We start from the raw sequence: 19,138 nt of genomic DNA, 5'->3' as shown, positions 1-19,138 counted from the left end.
GGAGGCATAGGTTTAATTAAACCCGTTGCAATGTATAAATTACAAGTTGTTTCAGCCATTCCTGCTAAGGATTAAAAGATTAAAATTTACATATTTATTTCAGTAATTGCAATAGCCTTAGAGCATGTTTAAATTATGTTTTTGTAAGCGAAAATTGTTCAGAAAGGAAACTGGCTTCTCCTTTTTGAACAATTTGCAGCGCAAAAAATTTTAAACATGCTCTTAGATGCCCTTTCTGGAAGTGCCCCTATTTTATTTTTCAATGCAATTGTTTTGCCGTTCGGAGTCTACATTTATTTTAAATAAAACATTGTTGCACCTTCAGAGGCATTGCTGTGTTTTTCAGAGAAGCACAAAATTAAGTACCTTTGTTTTTTCAGTATAAGCAATCACATGATTTCGATCAATAATCTCAGTTTCCATTTTGGCAGCCGCCCCATGTACGAGGATGCCAGTCTACATATAAAACCAAAAGACAAAATAGGCCTTATTGGTTTAAACGGTACAGGAAAATCTACGCTGTTGCGCATCATTGTCGGGGAGTATACACCTGACGGAGGCAGTATCCAGATGAGCAAGGAAACGACCATTGGCTTTCTGAACCAGGACTTGCTGAGCTATGAGACGCATGAAAGTATTCTGTCGGTGGCGATGCAGGCTTTTGAAGAGGCCATCAGTTTGCAGCAGGAAATTGATAAAGTGCTGGTCGAGTTCGAAAATAATTTTCATGACGACCTGGTAGATAAACTGGCGCACCTGCAGGAGCGCTTTGAGGCGTTGGGTGGTTACACCATGCAAGCCAATGCGGAGGCTATCCTGGAAGGACTGGGCTTTAGTACCGCAGAACTGCAGCAGCCGCTGGCGACTTTCTCCGGAGGCTGGCGCATGCGGGTGATGCTGGCGAAAATACTGCTCCAGAAACCCTCGCTGCTGCTGCTCGATGAGCCGACAAACCACCTCGACCTTCCGTCCATTAAATGGCTGGAGTCTTACCTGGAACGCTATGAGGGGGCAGTGGTGATTGTGTCGCATGACCGGGAGTTTCTTGACCGCACCACTATCCTAACAGTGGAGGTTTCTAACAGTAAGCTGAATTTGTATGCGGGAAACTACAGCTTCTACATGGAGGAGAAAGTGCTGCGCGATGAAATTCAGAAGGGCGCTTTTGAAAACCAGCAGTCACAGATACGACAGGCAGAGCGCTTTATTGAACGGTTTAAAGCCAAAGCCTCTAAAGCCAAGCAGGCGCAGAGCCGGATGAAGCAACTCGAGCGTATGGACCGCATTGAAGATGTGGCACCGGATGCGGCAAAGGTGAATTTCAGCTTTAAGTTTAACATCCAGCCTGGCCGCCATATTTTCCGGCTGGAGCACATGAGCAAGAGCTTCGGTGATAAAGTAATCTTCAAAGACACCCATGCACACATTGAGCGGGGTGATAAGATTGCATTGATAGGGGCCAATGGTAAAGGTAAGTCTACGCTGCTGCGTATTATTGCGGGTACAGAGCCTATAAAGGGCAACCGGGAGCTGGGCCATAATGTCATCATGGCATTCTATGCCCAGCACCAGCTGGAGGCGCTGAACGTGGACAACGAAATCCTGCAGGAAATGCAGCAGGCAGGATCCAAGAAAACAGAAGTAGAATTGCGCACCTTGCTTGGCTCATTTCTGTTTACCGGAGAAACGGTCTTCAAGAAAATCAAAGTGTTGTCAGGAGGAGAGAAGAGCCGGGTAGCGTTGGCCAAAACACTCATCTCCGAAGCTAACTTCCTGATGCTAGATGAGCCGACCAACCACCTGGACATGCAGTCGGTGAACATCCTTATTCAGGCACTGGACCAGTATGAGGGTACCTTTGTTATTATCTCGCACGACCGCTTCTTTGTAGAGAATGTCGCCACAAAAATATGGTACATCGAAGATTATGAGCTGAAAACATACCCTGGCACTTACCGCGAGTTCGAGCAATGGCAGGAGAAGCGCGAAAAGGAGCAAAAGAAAGTGGAAGCAGCCAATCCGGAGCCAAAGCAGCAGGATAAGCAGCCGAAAGAGAAAAGCGATTTCTCGCAGCTCACCAATCAGTTAAAGCAGGTAAACAGGCAACTGAGTGAGGTAGAGAAAGAAGTGCAGGACTTAGAGAAAGAGAAGCAGGACTATGAGAAGCAGCTGGCTGATCCGAAAGTTTTTGGCAATATAGACCTGCTCCAGGAAGTTACCCAAAAGTTTGAAGCGGTACAGCAGAAAATACAGGTGGCCCAGGAGAAGTGGGAAGAAATAATGCTGGAAATCGAAGAAATAGAAACCAAAATAGCGGAGTAAGTGGAGAATGCAATTGTGGTTGAGATGAATATTCATTGTTCTGATTCAACTTCTTATTAAAACAGCAAAGGCCCCGAGATGAAATATCGGGGCCTTTTTTGACTTTTGATACTACATCCTGATATTATACCGATATCTATTGATCAGTGCGCATTACTTTGTCTATAGGCAGATTCCCCTCTTTGGAAAGGCTAGGGGTGGATTAAAGCTGTACATCATATGCGCAGCATTCAGTTGATGATGGTAGTAGTTAAGTTTGGCTTTGATAAACGAGCACACTTAAGGGTGGTATCGTTAAAACTTGCCCTGCTGCCATTTGCGCTGCTGCTGTAAATTCTTCCTCCTGTTCGTGGAGCCATTGTACTTCTTTGGAGTTAAGGAGCATGCTCCAATGGGTTTTTGTGTTAGGCAATGTATAGCTGAGGTCTTTTTCAGAAAAATTGAACAGGCAAATCAGGTGCTCTGAACCATCATGGTTCTGGCGAATGAATATCAAACCATCCTGCTCCAGTGTCTGCGCATTTATAGCAGCTTTGTCAAAGTTCTGTAGTACTGCATGGTTGCGGCGGAGTTGAATCAGGGTCTGGTGCCATTTCAGGAGCTTCTGGTGTTTGCCCTGGTTTCTTTTTCCCCATTCCAGCTTAGACCGCTGGAAAGTTTCTTCGTCCTGCGGGTCGGTGAGTGCGCCGTTGACCTTATAATCTGCAAATTCTTTTTTGCGTCCTTCCTGCACTGCTTTTATCAGTCCTTTATCTGAGTGGCTCACAAAATACAAGAAGGGGGTTTCCTCTCCGTATTCTTCTCCCATAAAAAGCATCGGAATGTATGACGACAGAAGAACTGCGGCTGCAGCAATTTTAAGCTTTCCAAAGTCCACGAGCACCGACAGCCGTTCTCCTTCCGGGCGATTGCCTACTATATCATGGTTTTGCGCGAAGGCTACAAAATGATTGCCCGGAATGGCAGCGGAGGAGGTGCCGAAGGTTTTTTTACGGAACTTCACATATTCGCCGCTGTGAACAAATCCCTCTGTAACGGCTTTTGCGAACTGCTCTGTCTTACCGAAATCTTCATAAAATTTTATTCCTTCTTTGTCTAGCAGCACATATAAGGCATGATGGAAATCATCCAGCCACTGCGCATTAAACCCATATCCCCCCACTTCGGTTTGCTGCACCACCCGGGGGTTATTCAGGTCGCTCTCTGCGATGAGGTAAAATGACCTTCCCATCTGCTCCGTCAGGGCTTGTATCTTGTTTTGCAGCAGTTCCCAGAAGGAGACGGCGCTCTGATCAAAGATGGCATGAATGGCATCTAATCGCAGTCCATCTATATGATAGTACTCCAGCCAGTATAGCGTGTTGTTAGCAAAATACTCCCGGACTCCATCGGAGTAGGCACCATCATAATTGATAGCTTTGCCCCAGGGAGTGCCGTATTTCTCTGTGAAGTAGGGGCCGAATTTCTCAAAATAGTTTCCTTCCGGGCCCAGGTGGTTATACACCACATCCAGGTAAACCGCTATTCCTTTGGCATGGCAGGCGTCCACCAGCTTTTTCAGTCCCGTAGGGCCGCCGTAGGAAGCCTGCACCGCATAAGGAAAAACGCCGTCATAGCCCCAGTTGCGGCTACCCGGAAAAGCGGCCACCGGCATCAACTCGATGGCGTTGATACCAGTCTCCTTCAAAGCGTCAAGCCGTGGTATGATGGCCTCGAAAGTACCTTCCGGAGTAAAAGTGCCCACGTGCAACTCGTAGAGCACCAGATCCTGCATCGGGATGTTTTTCCAGTTGGAATCCCGCCAGGTATATGCGCCATGATCTACCACTTCTGAAGGACCATGAACACCCTCTGGCTGGCAATGGGAGGCCGGATCGGGAAATCCTTCTTCACCTTCCGGTTTATAGTAGTACCGGATATCTGGCGAGGCATCTTCCAGTTCTGCTGTAAAATAGCCCCATTCGGCGCACTCCATAGCTATTTCGCGCTCCCGAGGGTGCACGAGGTGTAGTGCCATCGTCTTTTTCTCGGGTGCCCATACCGTAAAGCGGCATCGGCCATTTCCCATATATTCAGAACCAACTGTTTCCATCTTCTTATGTCAGCGTAAAGCATGTAAGAGACTGATTTTACTCTAAAACTTCGACAAAAGTTGATGCTGCTCCGGCTAATCTAGTAGCACCACGATGCCCTCATCTCCTGAAATGCTGATGTTTTTCTCTACCTGCTTGCCTTCGCGTTCTGGGTCTGTTGCCAACACGATTTTGCCTTTGTAGGTATGGTGTTCTGCCCGGAAGAGGCATGGCTTATGCGTCAGGTTCAAAATGATAAGAAATTGCCGATCCTCGTGTTTGCGGATAAAAGAGAGCAACGAATCCTTTGAGACAACAGGGGCATAATCACCGACATGCAGTGCAGGCTCCTCCTGGCGTAACTTTATCAAACGGCGGTAATAGGTAAGCATAGAGAATTCATCGTCGCGCTGCACCTCCACGTTTACACGGCGGAAGTTATCCGGCAGGCGAAGCCAGGGTTTTCCTTCTGTAAAGCCTGCATTCTCGCTATTGTCCCATTGCATGGGCGTGCGCTCCGGGTCCCGGCTCAGGTCTTTGTCGGGCATGTTCAGACCTTGTGGGTCCTGCACCTCCTCCGGCGGTATAGGTACATCGCGCATACCTATTTCGTCTCCGTAATACATGGTTGGGGTACCCCGAAGCGTAAGCAGGAGCATACCGGCCACTTTCGCCTGAGAATATCCCACGCGGCTGGTAATCCGGGGCTGGTCGTGGTTCCCAATTACCCAGTTCGGCCATCCTCCGGGAGGTATGGCACCTTCATATTCATCTATTTTCAAAGACAAGATTCGGGCATTCCACTCTTCGTTGACGAGCATGAAGTTAAAGGGCAGGTGTACTCCGGTGTTTTCGTGACCATAGTACGTCACGAGGCGATGAATCGGCAGGTAGATCTCACCGATTATCACACGCGCTTCATAATCGTCCGTTACCTTCCGCATTTTAGCCACTATATCGTGCACCTCCGGCTGGTCTGTGGAATAGGCAGGAACAACCTTTTCGTAAGTGGACATATGTTCCTTGTAATCCGGGTTAGGCGGGTTGTCGCGCAGTTTATCGTCTTTGATAATATGCCACATCACATCCACCCGGAATCCATCCACGCCTTTGTCTAGCCAGAAGCGCATTACATCAAACATGGCTTCCTGCACCTCCGGGTTTCGCCAGTTCAGGTCTGGCTGCTCTTTCAGGAAGGCGTGGTAGTAGTACTGCTGTGTGTTTTCATCCCATTCCCAGCCACTGCCGCCAAACACACTCAGCCAGTTGTTAGGCTCGCTGCCATCCTCTGCCGGGTCTTTCCAGATGTACCAGTCACGCTTCGGGTTGTCGCGCGACGACTTTGACTCCTGGAACCATGGATGCTCATTGGAGGTATGGTTTGGCACAAGGTCCAGGATAAGTTTCATGTCACGGCTATGCACCTGCTGCAGCAGTTCATCAAAGTCATCCATCGTGCCAAACATAGGGTGAATACCGCAATAGTCAGCGATGTCATAGCCAAAGTCTGCCATGGGCGAGGGGTAAATAGGAGAGACCCAGATAGCGGTAATACCCAGCCACTTCAGGTAATCTAACCGGCTGATAATACCTTTCAGATCGCCAACGCCATCACCGTCACTGTCCTGAAACGAACGGGGGTAAACTTGATAAATAACTCCTTCGTGCCACCATAAATGCTCTTGTTCCTGCTTGTTTGCCATATTGTTCAGCGTATATATTATATTTGGATATATCTTGATTTCTGTTTCGTATGTACGAAGCGGAGCGGAAGGGGATATAATACACCGGAGATTATAGGTAGGAGGAAGGAGAAATGGCTTGATTTACTAACTACACAGAAACACCTTCTGTGGAATATCTGGCTGCGAATACAGAATGGGGAGAAATAAAAAAACGCTTTCTGCCTGAATAGACGGGAAGCGTTTCTGAACCTTTTTTTTTGCCGTGAAAGCAGGAAAGAACCTGGTTGATTGGAACAAGATGAGCCCCTAAGGAGCATTTTAATAATCGCACCTGCTCTGTATCTTATTGGGTTCCTAATGGCTGTTTTCCTGCTGAAGTTTGCGAGCGTATTGCCGGTATGCCTGGGTTGTAACAGCCTCTTTTCGGAGTCTTTTTGCCAGGCTGCCTTTGTAGATAAGTAGACCGATGGCGGCAAATCCTGCTATAAATATCAACGGCCACACAATGGGGAACAACATACTCGCCACTGTTTCTGCTTCGTCAGGATAATATACTGTTGAAATGATTAGAACCAGCGACACAAGGGTGGCTACAGGGAATTTGCTTTTGGAGTGCATAGCAGAATCTTTGTCAGGAAAACTTTATATAGAGCTATTCTAATTTATTTGTCCCAGGTTTTTACGGAACAACAGGTAAAAAGATTAGCTCAGTATATGTAACGAGAAGAATTTGAAAGCTTATCTGCGAGAGAAGAGTTACAAACCTGATGAGAGCGATCAGGTGATTTCTACTTTTGTATAGTTGTTATAACGCCAGCATGTAATGCAGCACATGAGTCGGTATGCCTGCCTGTAACAGTAAACATGGATGCTGGAGAAAGCTTTATGTGTGATAGATTAGCAGCCGCTAAATAAAGGAGGAGCAATAGCACAGCAAGAGGGTGTTTGGAGTTTTTGGCTGCTGTGAACGCTGTTAATAGAAAAAGCCGCATTACCAGTAGATAGTGCGGCTTTTCTAGTAGCGGGGAGCAGAATCGAACTGCCGACCTCAGGGTTATGAATCCTGCGCTCTAACCATCTGAGCTACCCCGCCGAATTGTGGTGCAAATATAGGGCATTGTTTCTTAAATAAGCAAGTTGCTTCTCTAAAAAAAAATATTTTATTTTTAAGATATACGTAGATTGGGAAATTAATCTTATACTTACTCAGACACTTATATGACAAATTATGACCAAAGCTACGAAGACTAAATTTGTTCGCGAGTACCCGATCAATGCTTCTGCAAAGCTTCTTTACCCTTATTTATCGACGCCGAGCGGCTTATCACAGTGGTTTTGCGATGATGTGACTGTAGACGAAGACAAAGTTTATAACTTCTACTGGGATGGCGTCAACCACTTTGCAGAACTTACCGGTTTCCGCTCCAACCGTTCGATTCGCTTTCTTTTCCTGAACGAAAGGAAAATGCATGTGGCAGATCCTTCCTATGTAGACTTTTCGATTGAGTCGAGCGAACTGACACAGGAGCAGTTTCTGAAAGTGACGGACTACTCAGACGAAGAGGACCAGGAGGAACTGGAGGAAATGTGGGAAAACCTGATGCAAAATCTTCGTGAATTAGTAGGGGGGTAGCAGGTTTACCACTGCATCTGCTTATCTTTGCACGATATTTGAGAGCCTTCTAAAAGGCTTGGGCACTGTGGCGCCCAGCCATATTGCCCTTTGTTGCCCATGAAAAAATTAGATAAGCTTATTTTAAAGGCCTTTTTCGGGCCATTTATCCTGACATTTGCTGTGGTGGAGTTTATTCTGCTCACCCAGTACATGCTAAAGTACCTCGACGAACTTGTAGGTAAAGACCTGGGTGCCGAAGTTTTTGGGGAGCTCCTTTTTTATTTCAGCATAAACATGGCGCCGGTTGCAATGCCCCTGGCAGTATTGCTGTCGTCGCTGATGACCTTTGGGACCCTGGGCGAGCATAATGAGCTCACGGCCATCAAAACCTCCGGCATTACCCTCACCCGCATATTACGTCCTGTTCTAATAGTAGTCTCCTTGCTTACTGTTGGTGCTTTCTTCTTCAACAATAATATTGTGCCCAAGGCCAACCTGAAAGCATATAGCCTTCTCTGGGATATTCGCCAGAAAAAACCTGCCATGAACTTCAAGGAAGGGGCGTTTTACAATGGCATACCCGGCTATAGCATTAAGGTAAACAAAAAAATGAATGATGGCCAGACCCTGGGCGATGTGATGATATATGATCACTCCAAAGGCGGCTCCAATACCACCGTGATTCTGGCTGACTCCGGTGAGATGTATATGGCCTATAACGACAGCTACCTGATAATGGAGTTGTTCAGGGGTAACACTTACGTTGCGCAGGGTAATGCATCCTTTCGGGCCTCCAATGATCAGTTTGTGCGGCAGCAGTTTGATGCAAGCAAAATCATCCTGAGTATGGCTTCTTTCAACCTGGACCGTACCCGTGAAGAGCTGTTTTCTGATAATAAGATGATGAAGAATATCGCGCAACTAAGTATCGTAACAGATTCATTGCGCAGGTACAGCGCCCGGGAAGTTAATTTTTACGCGCCCAACGTGGACCCTTTCTATTCTTACTTTAAAGCAGATACCGGGCAGGTAAAGAATGGTTACCGCTTACAAGGTAAATCCGTGGAGCGCGAACTGACAGCGCCAAGTGCTGATGTGCTGCGGATGGCCACCAATAAAGCCCGGAACGTGAAAAGCTTTACCAGTAGCTACCAGGAGCGTATTAAGAACACCTTGCGTGAAGCGAACAACTACGAGATCGAGATATGGAAGAAGTATACGCAATCCGCCGCCATTATCATCATGTTCCTAATTGGTGCCCCTCTGGGAGCCATCATTAAGAAAGGAGGCCTTGGCGTGCCGGTGCTCATATCCATTATCTTCTTCATTCTGATGTATGTGATGGCGATACTAGGGGAGAAATGGGCGCGTGAGGGTATGGTGTCGATAGGAGCAGGCTTGTGGGGAGGTAATTTAATCCTGCTTCCGATGGGTTTATTCTTCCTGTACCAGGCGCGTAATGACTCCAGTTTGCTGGAGGTAGACTTCTGGCGTAAGCTAATGACCCGCTTCCGCCGTAATAAACTATAGCAGGTTTGGTATATAAAGATGCTGCAAAAGTTTTTTTTGTAGAAGTAAATTATATACCTTTGTGGCTTGTATTATAGTCTTTGCAAGATAAAAACAGATTGATATATTTACGCAATGAGATTAACCACTGAAGCGAAACAAGACATTTTCGAAAAGCATGGTTTTAGCAAGTCTAAGACTGACACAGGTTCTGCCGAGTCGCAGATAGCGCTGTTCACCACACGCATCGCTGACCTTACAGAGCACCTGAAAATCCACAAGAAGGATTTCAGCACACGCCTGGGACTTTTGAAACTCGTAGGTAAAAGAAGAAGACTTCTGAACTACCTGCAGAAAAACGACATTGAAAGATACAGAGCAATCATTGCGGAACTAGGTATCCGTAAGTAAGCTTTCAAGTGTTAGGGAATTTCTTTTACAGGAATTCCCTAATCTTTTTTATACCCCCCTTCCTTCCTCAATTGCCAGTACCGACAGCGGCCACAATGGGTAGCCCTGTCTTTTTGATGTAAATGAAAAAATGATGATGCCTTACAACGCGATAACAAAAACCATTATACTTCCGGATGGCCGGGAGATAACAATTGAAACAGGAAAACTAGCCAAGCAGGCCGACGGATCTGTCGTAGTGAAAATGGGTAATACCATGCTGCTGGCAGCTGTTGTTTCAAACAAAGATGCCCGTGAAGGGGTTGACTTTTTGCCTCTTTCAGTAGACTACCAGGAGAAATTTGCCTCATCCGGTAAAATCCCCGGCGGTTTCCTTAAAAGAGAAGCCAGATTATCTGACTATGAAATCCTCGTGTCTCGCTTGGTAGACCGTATACTCCGTCCGATTTTCCCGTCTGATTACCATTCTGAAACACAGGTATCGATAAACCTGATCTCTGCTGATAAAGAGATCATGCCGGATGCACTTGCCGCACTTGCAGCTTCTGCTGCCCTGGCAGTATCCGATATTCCATTCAACGGTCCTATCTCTGAAGTGCGCGTAGCCCGAATAGATGGCAAACTGGTGATAAACCCAACCGTAACAGACCTGCAGCGTGCTGACATTGACCTGATGGTTGGTGCTTCATTTGACAGCGTGGCCATGGTTGAGGGAGAAATGAGTGAAGTGTCTGAGGCAGAAATGCTGGAGGCAATCCAGTATGCTCACGATGCAATTAAAGTGCAGTGCCAGGCGCAGATGGAGTTGACTGAACTGGTTGGCAAAACCGTAAAGCGCGAGTACTCGCACGAAACGCACGACGAAGAGTTGCGTCAGCGTGTGTATGAAGCTACTTACCAGAAAGCGTACGAGGTAGCTAGAAGAGGCGTTTCCAAAGCAGAGCGTAAAGAAGGCTTCGCTGCAGTTTTAGAAGAGTTTGTTTCTACCCTGCCAGAGGATCACACCTACGACATGGGCCTGATCAAGACTTATTTCCACGATACGGAGAAAGACGCAGTGCGCAACATGGTTCTAAATGAGCGTGTTCGCCTGGATGGCCGTCAGCTGGATGAAATCCGCCCTATCTGGTCGGAGGTGAATTACCTGCCTGCTACACACGGTTCCGCTATCTTTACCCGTGGCGAAACACAATCTTTGACTACGGTAACACTGGGTACCAAAATGGATGAGCAGCTGATTGATAGCGCCATGGTATCCGGCACAAATAAATTTTTGCTGCACTACAACTTCCCGGCTTACTCTACCGGTGAGGTAAAACCGAACAGAGGTCCTGGCCGACGTGAGGTAGGCCATGGTAACCTGGCGTTGCGTGCCCTTAAGAAAGTGCTTCCGCCGGAAGATCAGAACCCATACACGATTCGTATCGTTTCCGATATCCTGGAGTCTAATGGTTCTTCTTCCATGGCTACTGTATGTGCTGGCTCTCTGGCGCTGATGGATGCCGGTATTCCTGTAAAGGGTGGCGTTTCCGGTATCGCGATGGGTCTTATCACAGATGAGAAAACAGGCAAATTTGCTGTGTTATCAGATATTCTAGGGGATGAAGACCATTTAGGTGATATGGACTTTAAAGTGGCTGGTACTAAAAACGGTATCACCGCCTGCCAGATGGATATCAAGGTACAGGGCTTGTCTTACGAGGTGTTGAGCCAGGCGCTTGCTCAGGCTAACGCTGGCCGTGCGCACATCCTGAACGAGATGTCCAAGACACTGGCTGAACCTAATGCAGACTATAAGCCGCATACGCCACGTTCTTTCAACATCGTAATCGATAAAGAATTTATCGGCGCCGTAATCGGACCAGGTGGTAAGGTGATTCAGCAGATTCAGAAAGATACCGGTGCTACTGTCATCATCGAGGAAAAGAACGAGAAGGGCCATGTGAACATCTTCGCCACAGACGAGGAAGCCATGAGCAATGCGATTTCCAGAATCAAAGCCATTGTTGCCCAGCCGGAGATTGGCGATACCTACATCGGTAAAGTGAAGTCTATCCAGCCTTATGGTGCTTTCGTAGAGTTTATGGCCGGTAAAGATGGTTTATTGCATATTTCTGAGATCAAGCACGAGCGCCTCGAATCAATGGAAGGTGTGCTTGAAATTGGAGAAGAAGTGAAGGTGAAATTGATTGATGTAGATAAGAAGACCGGCAAGTTTAAGTTGTCTCGCAAGGCTATCTTACCTAAACCAGGTGCTCCTGAATAAAATCAATAGTAATATTATCACATGACAGAACTCTTGGTGCCTCACTTTGGTTAAGTACATGGTGCCAAGAGTTTCTTTAGTCACCAAAGCCTCACATCTTGATTTTATTTAAAAGATGAAAGAACTTTGCGCGATTTTCTAGTGTTCAGACACCAAACTAATTTATTAATTTTCACATTTTTTTTGCAATAACAACATACTCTGATGAGACAACTCAAGATAAGCAAACAGATTACAAACCGCGAAAGCCAGTCGCTTGACAAATACCTACAGGAGATTGGTAAAGTTGATTTGCTTACTCCAGACGAAGAGGTGTCGCTGGCTCAGAGAATCAGAGAGGGAGATCAGTTTGCGCTTGAGAAATTAACGAAAGCCAACTTACGATTTGTCGTGTCGGTGGCAAAGCAGTATCAGAACCAGGGCCTTTCTTTGGGCGACCTTATCAACGAAGGTAACCTGGGTCTGATTAAGGCAGCCAAGCGATTCGATGAAACACGAGGCTTTAAGTTTATCTCCTATGCCGTTTGGTGGATCCGCCAGTCTATTCTGCAGGCTTTGGCTGAGCAGTCGCGCATTGTGCGCCTTCCGCTTAACCGTGTAGGTTCCCTTAACAAGATTTCTAAATCTTTCTCAGAGCTTGAGCAAAAGTTTGAGCGTGAGCCATCACCTGAAGAAATCGCCGAGGTACTTGAATTAACAACTGCTGAGGTCGTAGATACCCTAAAAATATCTGGTCGCCATGTGTCTGTAGATGCGCCTTTCGTGCAAGGAGAGGAAAACCGCCTGCTGGACGTGCTGGAGAACGAAGACGAAGAGTCGCCGGATATGGGTCTGATGAACGACTCACTGCGTAAAGAAGTACAGCGTGCCCTTTCAACCTTAACAAAACGCGAAGCTGACGTAATTTCTCTATACTTTGGTTTAAATGGAGAACATTCACTCACACTGGAGGAAATTGGCGAGAAGTTTAACCTGACACGCGAGCGTGTGCGCCAGATTAAAGAAAAAGCTATCAGAAGACTTCGCCATACATCAAGAAGCAAAGCATTGAAGCCTTACCTAGGCTAAAGGCTCGTTCACATTAATAGTAATAGCCCTGGCCCAAACGCCGGGGCTTTTTTTATCCTACCAAGCAAGGCAAAATCAGGCCGCTATGCAGGCAGAGGCACAGAAATTTTGTATGTTTGCATCCTGATTTCTTTGAAACATATTTGTAATGGAAATAGAAAAAGTTAAATGCTTAATAATCGGTTCCGGGCCTGCAGGATATACTGCTGCCATCTATGCCTCGAGGGCCGGTCTTAATCCCGTTTTATACCAGGGCCTTCAGCCAGGAGGTCAGCTGACCATCACCAACGATGTTGAAAACTACCCGGGTTACCCTCAAGGAGTTAACGGGCCACAGATGATGGAAGACTTTAAGACGCAGGCAGAGCGCTTTGGTACTGATGTACGCTATGGTATTGCCACAGCCGTAGATTTTTCTTCGAAGCCACACAAGGTAACGATCGACGATCAGAAAGTAATTGAAGCACACACGGTGATCATTTCAACCGGTGCTTCTGCCAAATGGCTTGGGCTTGAGTCTGAGGCAAGATTGAACGGTAGCGGCGTGTCTGCCTGTGCCGTTTGCGACGGCTTCTTTTACCGGGGGCAGGATGTGGCTATCATCGGAGCCGGAGATACGGCTGCGGAAGAAGCCACTTATCTTTCTAACCTGTGCAAGAAGGTATACATGATAGTACGCCGTGGTGAGATGCGCGCTTCCACTATCATGCAGGAGCGCGTGAAAAACACGAAGAACATCGAAATTCTCTGGAACACGATAACAGATGAGATTTTAGGAGAGCATACCGTTGAGGCTGTTCGTGTGAAAAACGTGCTGACTGAGGAAACACGTGAGATTCCAGTGGCAGGCTTTTTTGTGGCCATCGGTCACAAGCCTAATTCTGACATATTTGCCGATGCCTTGAACCTGGATGAAAACGGCTATATCCGTACCATTCCGGGCACATCCAAGACAAATGTAGATGGTGTGTTTGCCTGCGGGGATGTGCAGGACTTCACATACCGGCAGGCCGTAACGGCGGCTGGAACCGGCTGTATGGCTGCCCTCGATGCCGAAAGGTACCTGGCAGCTCAGAACCTGCATTAATTTACCGGTGCCTTAGAGCATCCTGCTTTTACTGTCATTTTATGCTGTGACAGGGGATGTATTACAATAATATGGCTGTGCTGTAGTTAAAAGAAGCAAAATGTGTTGCAGAAAAGGCAGCACAGCCAACCTTTCAAGAAGAATGTTTAAAATCAAAGCACCCATATTTTTTGTATTGCTTTTTCTCTGCATGCTGTGTAGTGCAGGAGGTGCGATGGCGCAAAGCAAGACAAAGGATTTCTTTAAGGTGAAGACCCCAAAGATTCAGTATGTGCGTCCCGACACGACTATCTTAATCAAGTATGAGGATTTTCCGGATGAGGGTTCAGATGCTGATGCATCCATCTTCTTCAATCCGAAGAAGGAGCTGTCTATCGTAAGTGAAGACACCTCTGAGCTTGACCTGGGGGAGCAGCATATAGTAGAGATGTCGGAAGAGGTGCTGGTAGACTCCAGCTGGATCAAAATTGCGGGTTACTATGCTATCTGGGACACCCGCAACCTCAACCCTTACAAGATGGATGCGCGGCAGCTGAAGGATACGGTAGACATTAAACTGTATGACATGGCCTCTAACCGGAAGTACAACATGCCGTTGGTAAAAACCCCCATCACCAGCCACTTTGGAAGCAGGGGGGGGCGCTGGCATTACGGCACTGATATTGACCTGAATACCGGCGATACCATTTTCGCGGCTTTTGACGGGGTGGTGCGCATTAACAAGTGGGACGGCGGTGGCTACGGTAATTATATTGTAGTGCGGCATTACAATGGCCTGGAGACCTTGTATGGCCACATGAGCAAGGCTATTGCACAACCCGGGCAGTATGTGAAGGCGGGGGAACTGTTAGGCCTCGGTGGCAGCACCGGTCGATCATCTGGTCCGCACCTCCATTACGAAGTACGTTACCAGGGAAACCCGCTGGATCCGGAAAATATATACGATTTCCCTGATTACCTGCTGAAAGGGGAGAGCTTTCAGATTACGTCAGCAGTATTCAACTATTACAACAAAGCAAAGAAGGGAAGTGCGAGTGCCGGCAGGCGGGCCACTTACCACAAAGTGCGCAGCGGTGATACTCTCTCCGGTATCTCCAAAAAATACGGTGTTTCTGTGAGCCAGCTGGCAAAGCTGAATGGCATGAGTACCCGCACCACTTTGCGCATCGGTAAATCGCTGCGCATCAGATAATCACTTAAAGAAATATGAAATTAGATATTCTTGCCTTTGCCTCGCACCCGGACGATGTAGAGTTAGGTTGCGCGGGAACATTGATTGCCCATATTGCCGCTGGTAAAAAGGTGGGCATAGTGGATCTAACACACGGAGAGCTTGGCACGCGCGGCACAGCAGAGATTCGTTTGCAGGAGGCAGCTGACGCGGCCAAAGTGATGGGAGTGGAGATAAGAGACAACTTAGGCTTTGCGGATGGTTTTTTTCAGAATGATCGGCAGCATCAGTTACAGGTTATCCAGAAAATACGCCAGTACCGGCCCGAGATTGTCATTGCCAATGCCATTCATGACCGCCACCCGGATCATGGGCGTGGTGCTGATCTTTTAACGGAATCCTGTTTTAAAGCAGGTCTTAAAATGATAAGCACCACCAATGAGGAGGGGGAATCGCAGGAGGCGTGGCGCCCGAAGGTAGTATACCATTTTATCCAGGATCGTTTTATCACACCGGATATTGTGGTTGACGTAACACCTTATTGGGAAAAGAAGATGGAATCAATACGGGCTTACAGGTCACAGTTCTATAACCCGAACGATGACTCCCCGAACACCTACATCTCTTCGCCTGAGTTTCTTGGTTTTGTAGAGGCCAGAGCCAAAGAACTGGGCCATACAATAGGCGTTACCTACGGGGAGGGCTTCACGAAAGAACGCTATATTGGCGTGCGTAATCTGTTCGACCTGATTTAAAGTTAAACACGATACAGAAACAAAAAGAAAGGGCACTGCAAGTATATTGCAGTGCCCTTTCTTTTTGTTTTCTTTCAAATCCTCTAAAACCCACTGCGAAGTCGGTTACTGCCGAAAGATTTTACCTGGTTCTGTTTTTTCTCCAGTTCGAAGTAGGGCGAGGTACACTATTTGCTCCTTCAGTTACCGCCGCTGGTTTTTTCTGATCCACAAGCATGGCAGCCAGCACAGCCGTGATTTCCTCAGTGGCCTCTTCAGGCTCCTGCTGCAGTGCTTCCGGGGTAAAATACCGGTCAATGAATTTGGTGTCGAAGTTACCGCTAACAAAGGCCTCGTGCTGGAGTACATAGGTGCCGAACGATAAAGTGGTCTCTATTCCGGTTATCTGATATTCATCTATTGCCCGTAGCATCTTGTCTATGGCTTCCTGGCGGTCTTTGCCGAAGGTTACCAGTTTCGCTATCATCGGGTCGTAGTAGATAGGTATATCCATGCCTTGCTCAAAGCCGTCGTCCACCCGCACGCCTAAGCCCTGTGGGCGCTGGTATGTCTCCAGCCGGCCTATATCCGGTAGGAAGTTATTTGATGGGTCCTCGGCATACACCCGAAGTTCCAGGGCATGACCATTGATTTTCAAATCTTCCTGCCTGAAAGCTAATGGATTACCCTCCGCTATCTTAATCTGTTCTTTAACCAGGTCCAGCCCGGTGATCTGTTCTGTTACCGGGTGTTCTACCTGCAGGCGGGTGTTCATTTCCAGGAAGTAGAAATTCAGGTTCTCATCTAGCAGGAATTCTACCGTGCCGGCCCCGATATAATCACAGGCTTTGGCAACGTTGACGGCGCAGCGTCCCATGGCCTCGCGAAGGTCCGGCGTAAGAACAGAAGAGGGAGCCTCCTCAATTACTTTCTGGTGGCGGCGCTGAATAGAACACTCCCGCTCGAACAGGTGCACAATGTTGCCATGCGTGTCTCCTAACACTTGGATCTCAATGTGGCGTGGCGAACCGATGTATTTCTCAATAAAAACAGCGCCATCGCCGAAAGCAGAAGTTGCCTCACTTACCGCCAGCTTCATCTGTTCTTCGAACTCTTCTACGCCCTCTACCACACGCATCCCTTTGCCGCCGCCGCCGGCACTCGCTTTTATCAGGATGGGAAATCCCACCTGCGTGGCGATCTCCTTGGCTGCCTCTACATCCGTGATAGCTTCTTCTGTACCCGGCACCATCGGGATGTCATACTTTGCTACAGCGGCTTTGGCAGCCAGCTTGCTGCCCATTAGTTCTATGGCTTCCGGTGACGGGCCGATGAAGATAATACCGGCTTCTTTTACCTTAGCTGCAAAACCGGCATTTTCTGATAAGAACCCATAGCCCGGGTGAATGGCGTCTACTTTGAGTCTCTGGCATACCTCAATGATATAGTCACCGCGCAGGTACGACTCACTGGATTTGGGACCACCGACACACACAGCCTCATCAGCAAAGCGCACATGCAAAGCATTGCGGTCGGCTTCGCTGTAAATGGCTACCGTTCTGATACCCATTTCTTTCGCTGTACGCATCACGCGCAGGGCTATTTCACCCCGATTGGCTATAAGAATCTTATTTATTTTTCTCATGCAGAAGCTACCTTATGTTTTACATCAAAGAAAAGGTTTTATAGCGAAACTTAAAAATGAGGACTTGAAAATGCAGCTCTCCACACAGTCCATCATTGTAAATGAGTTGAATAAACCATAACTTTGTGCAGCATTATACTTAATTTCTATATATATTGTATGTATGTAGTTAATAAAGCTTAAGTTCAAATTATACAGATAACCTAATCATTACACTAGTGGATTTATTTGAAAAGTTGTTGACCAACAGAGGTCCTTTAGGCAGCCACTCTCATTATGCACATGGCTATTTCACATTTCCGAAGCTTGAAGGTGAGATTGCCCCGCGCATGAGATTCAGAGGAAAAGAGGTGCTAACCTGGAGCCTGAACAACTACCTTGGCCTGGCCAACCACCCTGAGGTGCGTAAAGCTGACGCTGAGGGTGCTGCAGAGTGGGGTATGGCAACACCAATGGGTGCCCGTATCATGTCTGGTAACACAAACCTGCACGAGCAACTGGAGTCTGAACTGGCTGATTTTGTGCAGAAACCGGATGCGATGTTGTTGAACTTCGGCTACCAGGGAGTGGTGTCTATCATCGATGCCCTTGTAGACCGCCACGATGTAATTGTTTATGATGCTGAATCGCATGCATGTATCATAGATGGCGTGCGTCTGCACCAGGGCAAGCGCTTTGTGTATAGCCACAACGACATGGAGAGCCTGGAGAAGCAGCTGGAGCGTGCAACGCGCTGGACTGAAAACACAGGTGGCGCCATTCTTGTAATCACCGAAGGTGTTTTTGGAATGTCTGGTAACCTGGGCAACCTGAAAGATGTGGTGGCCCTGAAAGAGAAATTCAACTTCCGCTTATTTGTAGATGATGCGCACGGCTTCGGTACGATGGGTGCCACAGGCGCCGGTACAGGAGAGCACCTGGGCGTGCAGGAGGGTATCGACGTTTACTTCTCTACGTTTGCCAAGTCCATGGCCAGCATCGGAGCTTTTGTTGCCTCTAACGAGCAGGTGGTAGAATACCTGCGCTATAACATGCGTTCTCAGATCTTCGCTAAGTCGCTGCCCATGCCGATTACGGTGGGAGCTCTCAAGCGCCTCGAGCTGCTGCGCAAACACCCTGAGTTGAAAGACAAGCTGTGGGAGGTGGTAAATGCACTGCAAAGCGGCCTTCGTGAGAAAGGCTTCAACATCGGTACAACTGAATCTCCGGTAACGCCTGTTTTCCTTAACGGCCAGATTCCGGATGCTACACAACTGACGCTGGACCTGCGTGAGAACTACAGCATTTTCTGCTCAATCGTGGTATACCCGGTTGTGCCAAAAGACGTGATCATGCTGCGCCTGATTCCAACGGCAGCGCATAACCTGGATGATGTGAAAGAGACTATTGCAGCTTTCGAGAAAATTGCATTGAAATTGGACAAAGGCTTATACTCAAGCCCTGCAGTTACCGCTTAATTCGCTCAGAAGGCTTATATTAAAATTCCTTAATTTTTGCTTGTTTTCATTAAATGTGTATATTAGAGGAATAAAACTAAATGTTTCACAATAATC

Annotated in this window: 14 protein-coding genes and 1 tRNA gene; 10 read left to right on the top strand and 5 right to left on the bottom strand. The window is 47.4% G+C overall.

Annotated elements, in window-relative coordinates:
* Positions 1-393: 393 nt before the first annotated feature.
* Complete coding sequence (gene abc-f, locus DXT99_RS12815; protein WP_115565954.1) at positions 394-2,322, top strand: ribosomal protection-like ABC-F family protein; 1,929 nt, start codon at positions 394-396, stop codon at positions 2,320-2,322.
* A gap of 250 nt (positions 2,323-2,572) precedes the next feature.
* On the opposite strand, the gene treZ is transcribed toward abc-f, so the two are convergent.
* The 4 genes from treZ to DXT99_RS12795 form a co-directional block, all read right to left on the bottom strand.
* Positions 2,573-4,414: a malto-oligosyltrehalose trehalohydrolase gene (gene treZ, locus DXT99_RS12810; protein WP_115565953.1), complete on the bottom strand. Its 1,842-nt coding sequence runs from the start codon at positions 4,412-4,414 to the stop codon at positions 2,573-2,575.
* A gap of 75 nt (positions 4,415-4,489) precedes the next feature.
* Positions 4,490-6,097 (bottom strand): alpha-amylase family glycosyl hydrolase, encoded by a 1,608-nt coding sequence (locus tag DXT99_RS12805; protein ID WP_115565952.1) that lies wholly within the window; start codon positions 6,095-6,097, stop codon positions 4,490-4,492.
* A 336-nt stretch (positions 6,098-6,433) separates the two neighbouring features.
* Positions 6,434-6,697 carry a hypothetical protein gene (locus DXT99_RS12800; RefSeq protein ID WP_115565951.1) on the bottom strand — a complete coding sequence of 88 codons (264 nt, stop codon included), beginning with the start codon at positions 6,695-6,697 and terminating at the stop codon, positions 6,434-6,436.
* Between the two features lie 401 nt (positions 6,698-7,098).
* Positions 7,099-7,172 (bottom strand) — tRNA-Met (locus DXT99_RS12795).
* 135 nt (positions 7,173-7,307) lie between these two features.
* On the opposite strand from DXT99_RS12795, the gene DXT99_RS12790 reads away from it, so the two are divergent.
* The 8 genes from DXT99_RS12790 (at position 7,308) to bshB1 (ending at position 15,961) form a co-directional block, all read left to right on the top strand.
* Entirely contained in the window at positions 7,308-7,712 is a 405-nt protein-coding gene (locus DXT99_RS12790; RefSeq protein ID WP_115565950.1) for an START-like domain-containing protein, read from the top strand.
* A 99-nt stretch (positions 7,713-7,811) separates the two neighbouring features.
* Positions 7,812-9,224: an LptF/LptG family permease gene (locus tag DXT99_RS12785; protein ID WP_115565949.1), complete on the top strand. Its 1,413-nt coding sequence runs from the start codon at positions 7,812-7,814 to the stop codon at positions 9,222-9,224.
* A gap of 114 nt (positions 9,225-9,338) precedes the next feature.
* A complete protein-coding gene (rpsO, locus tag DXT99_RS12780) occupies positions 9,339-9,614 on the top strand; it encodes a 30S ribosomal protein S15 (protein WP_115565948.1) in 276 nt (91 codons plus the stop codon).
* 133 nt (positions 9,615-9,747) lie between these two features.
* Entirely contained in the window at positions 9,748-11,880 is a 2,133-nt protein-coding gene (gene pnp, locus DXT99_RS12775; protein ID WP_115566001.1) for a polyribonucleotide nucleotidyltransferase, read from the top strand.
* Between the two features lie 204 nt (positions 11,881-12,084).
* The gene (locus DXT99_RS12770; protein ID WP_115565947.1) at positions 12,085-12,948 is read left to right on the top strand and encodes a sigma-70 family RNA polymerase sigma factor; all 864 of its coding nucleotides are present in this window, start codon (positions 12,085-12,087) and stop codon (positions 12,946-12,948) included.
* A 148-nt stretch (positions 12,949-13,096) separates the two neighbouring features.
* Positions 13,097-14,035, top strand: a complete 939-nt coding sequence (gene trxB, locus DXT99_RS12765; protein WP_115565946.1) for a thioredoxin-disulfide reductase — start codon at positions 13,097-13,099, stop codon at positions 14,033-14,035.
* A 142-nt stretch (positions 14,036-14,177) separates the two neighbouring features.
* Positions 14,178-15,227 carry a M23 family metallopeptidase gene (locus DXT99_RS12760; protein WP_115565945.1) on the top strand — a complete coding sequence of 350 codons (1,050 nt, stop codon included), beginning with the start codon at positions 14,178-14,180 and terminating at the stop codon, positions 15,225-15,227.
* A gap of 14 nt (positions 15,228-15,241) precedes the next feature.
* Entirely contained in the window at positions 15,242-15,961 is a 720-nt protein-coding gene (bshB1, locus tag DXT99_RS12755; RefSeq protein WP_115565944.1) for a bacillithiol biosynthesis deacetylase BshB1, read from the top strand.
* Between the two features lie 121 nt (positions 15,962-16,082).
* On the opposite strand, the gene accC is transcribed toward bshB1, so the two are convergent.
* On the bottom strand, positions 16,083-17,585 hold the full coding sequence (gene accC / locus DXT99_RS12750; protein WP_115565943.1) for an acetyl-CoA carboxylase biotin carboxylase subunit: 1,503 nt from the start codon (positions 17,583-17,585) through the stop codon (positions 16,083-16,085).
* A gap of 218 nt (positions 17,586-17,803) precedes the next feature.
* On the opposite strand from accC, the gene DXT99_RS12745 reads away from it, so the two are divergent.
* On the top strand, positions 17,804-19,042 hold the full coding sequence (locus DXT99_RS12745; protein WP_115565942.1) for an aminotransferase class I/II-fold pyridoxal phosphate-dependent enzyme: 1,239 nt from the start codon (positions 17,804-17,806) through the stop codon (positions 19,040-19,042).
* Positions 19,043-19,138 lie beyond the last annotated feature (96 nt).

Source organism: Pontibacter diazotrophicus (assembly GCF_003367245.1).
GTDB lineage: Bacteria > Bacteroidota > Bacteroidia > Cytophagales > Hymenobacteraceae > Pontibacter > Pontibacter diazotrophicus.
This window is presented reverse-complemented; position numbering and strand designations above follow the sequence as displayed.

Coding starts and splice junctions, on each gene's coding strand:
- abc-f (WP_115565954.1), top strand. CDS start 394: ATGATTTCGATCAATAATCTCAGTTTCCATTTTGGCAGCCGCCCCATG.
- treZ (WP_115565953.1), bottom strand. CDS start 4,414: ATGGAAACAGTTGGTTCTGAATATATGGGAAATGGCCGATGCCGCTTT.
- DXT99_RS12805 (WP_115565952.1), bottom strand. CDS start 6,097: ATGGCAAACAAGCAGGAACAAGAGCATTTATGGTGGCACGAAGGAGTT.
- DXT99_RS12800 (WP_115565951.1), bottom strand. CDS start 6,697: ATGCACTCCAAAAGCAAATTCCCTGTAGCCACCCTTGTGTCGCTGGTT.
- DXT99_RS12790 (WP_115565950.1), top strand. CDS start 7,308: ATGACCAAAGCTACGAAGACTAAATTTGTTCGCGAGTACCCGATCAAT.
- DXT99_RS12785 (WP_115565949.1), top strand. CDS start 7,812: ATGAAAAAATTAGATAAGCTTATTTTAAAGGCCTTTTTCGGGCCATTT.
- rpsO (WP_115565948.1), top strand. CDS start 9,339: ATGAGATTAACCACTGAAGCGAAACAAGACATTTTCGAAAAGCATGGT.
- pnp (WP_115566001.1), top strand. CDS start 9,748: ATGATGCCTTACAACGCGATAACAAAAACCATTATACTTCCGGATGGC.
- DXT99_RS12770 (WP_115565947.1), top strand. CDS start 12,085: ATGAGACAACTCAAGATAAGCAAACAGATTACAAACCGCGAAAGCCAG.
- trxB (WP_115565946.1), top strand. CDS start 13,097: ATGGAAATAGAAAAAGTTAAATGCTTAATAATCGGTTCCGGGCCTGCA.
- DXT99_RS12760 (WP_115565945.1), top strand. CDS start 14,178: ATGTTTAAAATCAAAGCACCCATATTTTTTGTATTGCTTTTTCTCTGC.
- bshB1 (WP_115565944.1), top strand. CDS start 15,242: ATGAAATTAGATATTCTTGCCTTTGCCTCGCACCCGGACGATGTAGAG.
- accC (WP_115565943.1), bottom strand. CDS start 17,585: ATGAGAAAAATAAATAAGATTCTTATAGCCAATCGGGGTGAAATAGCC.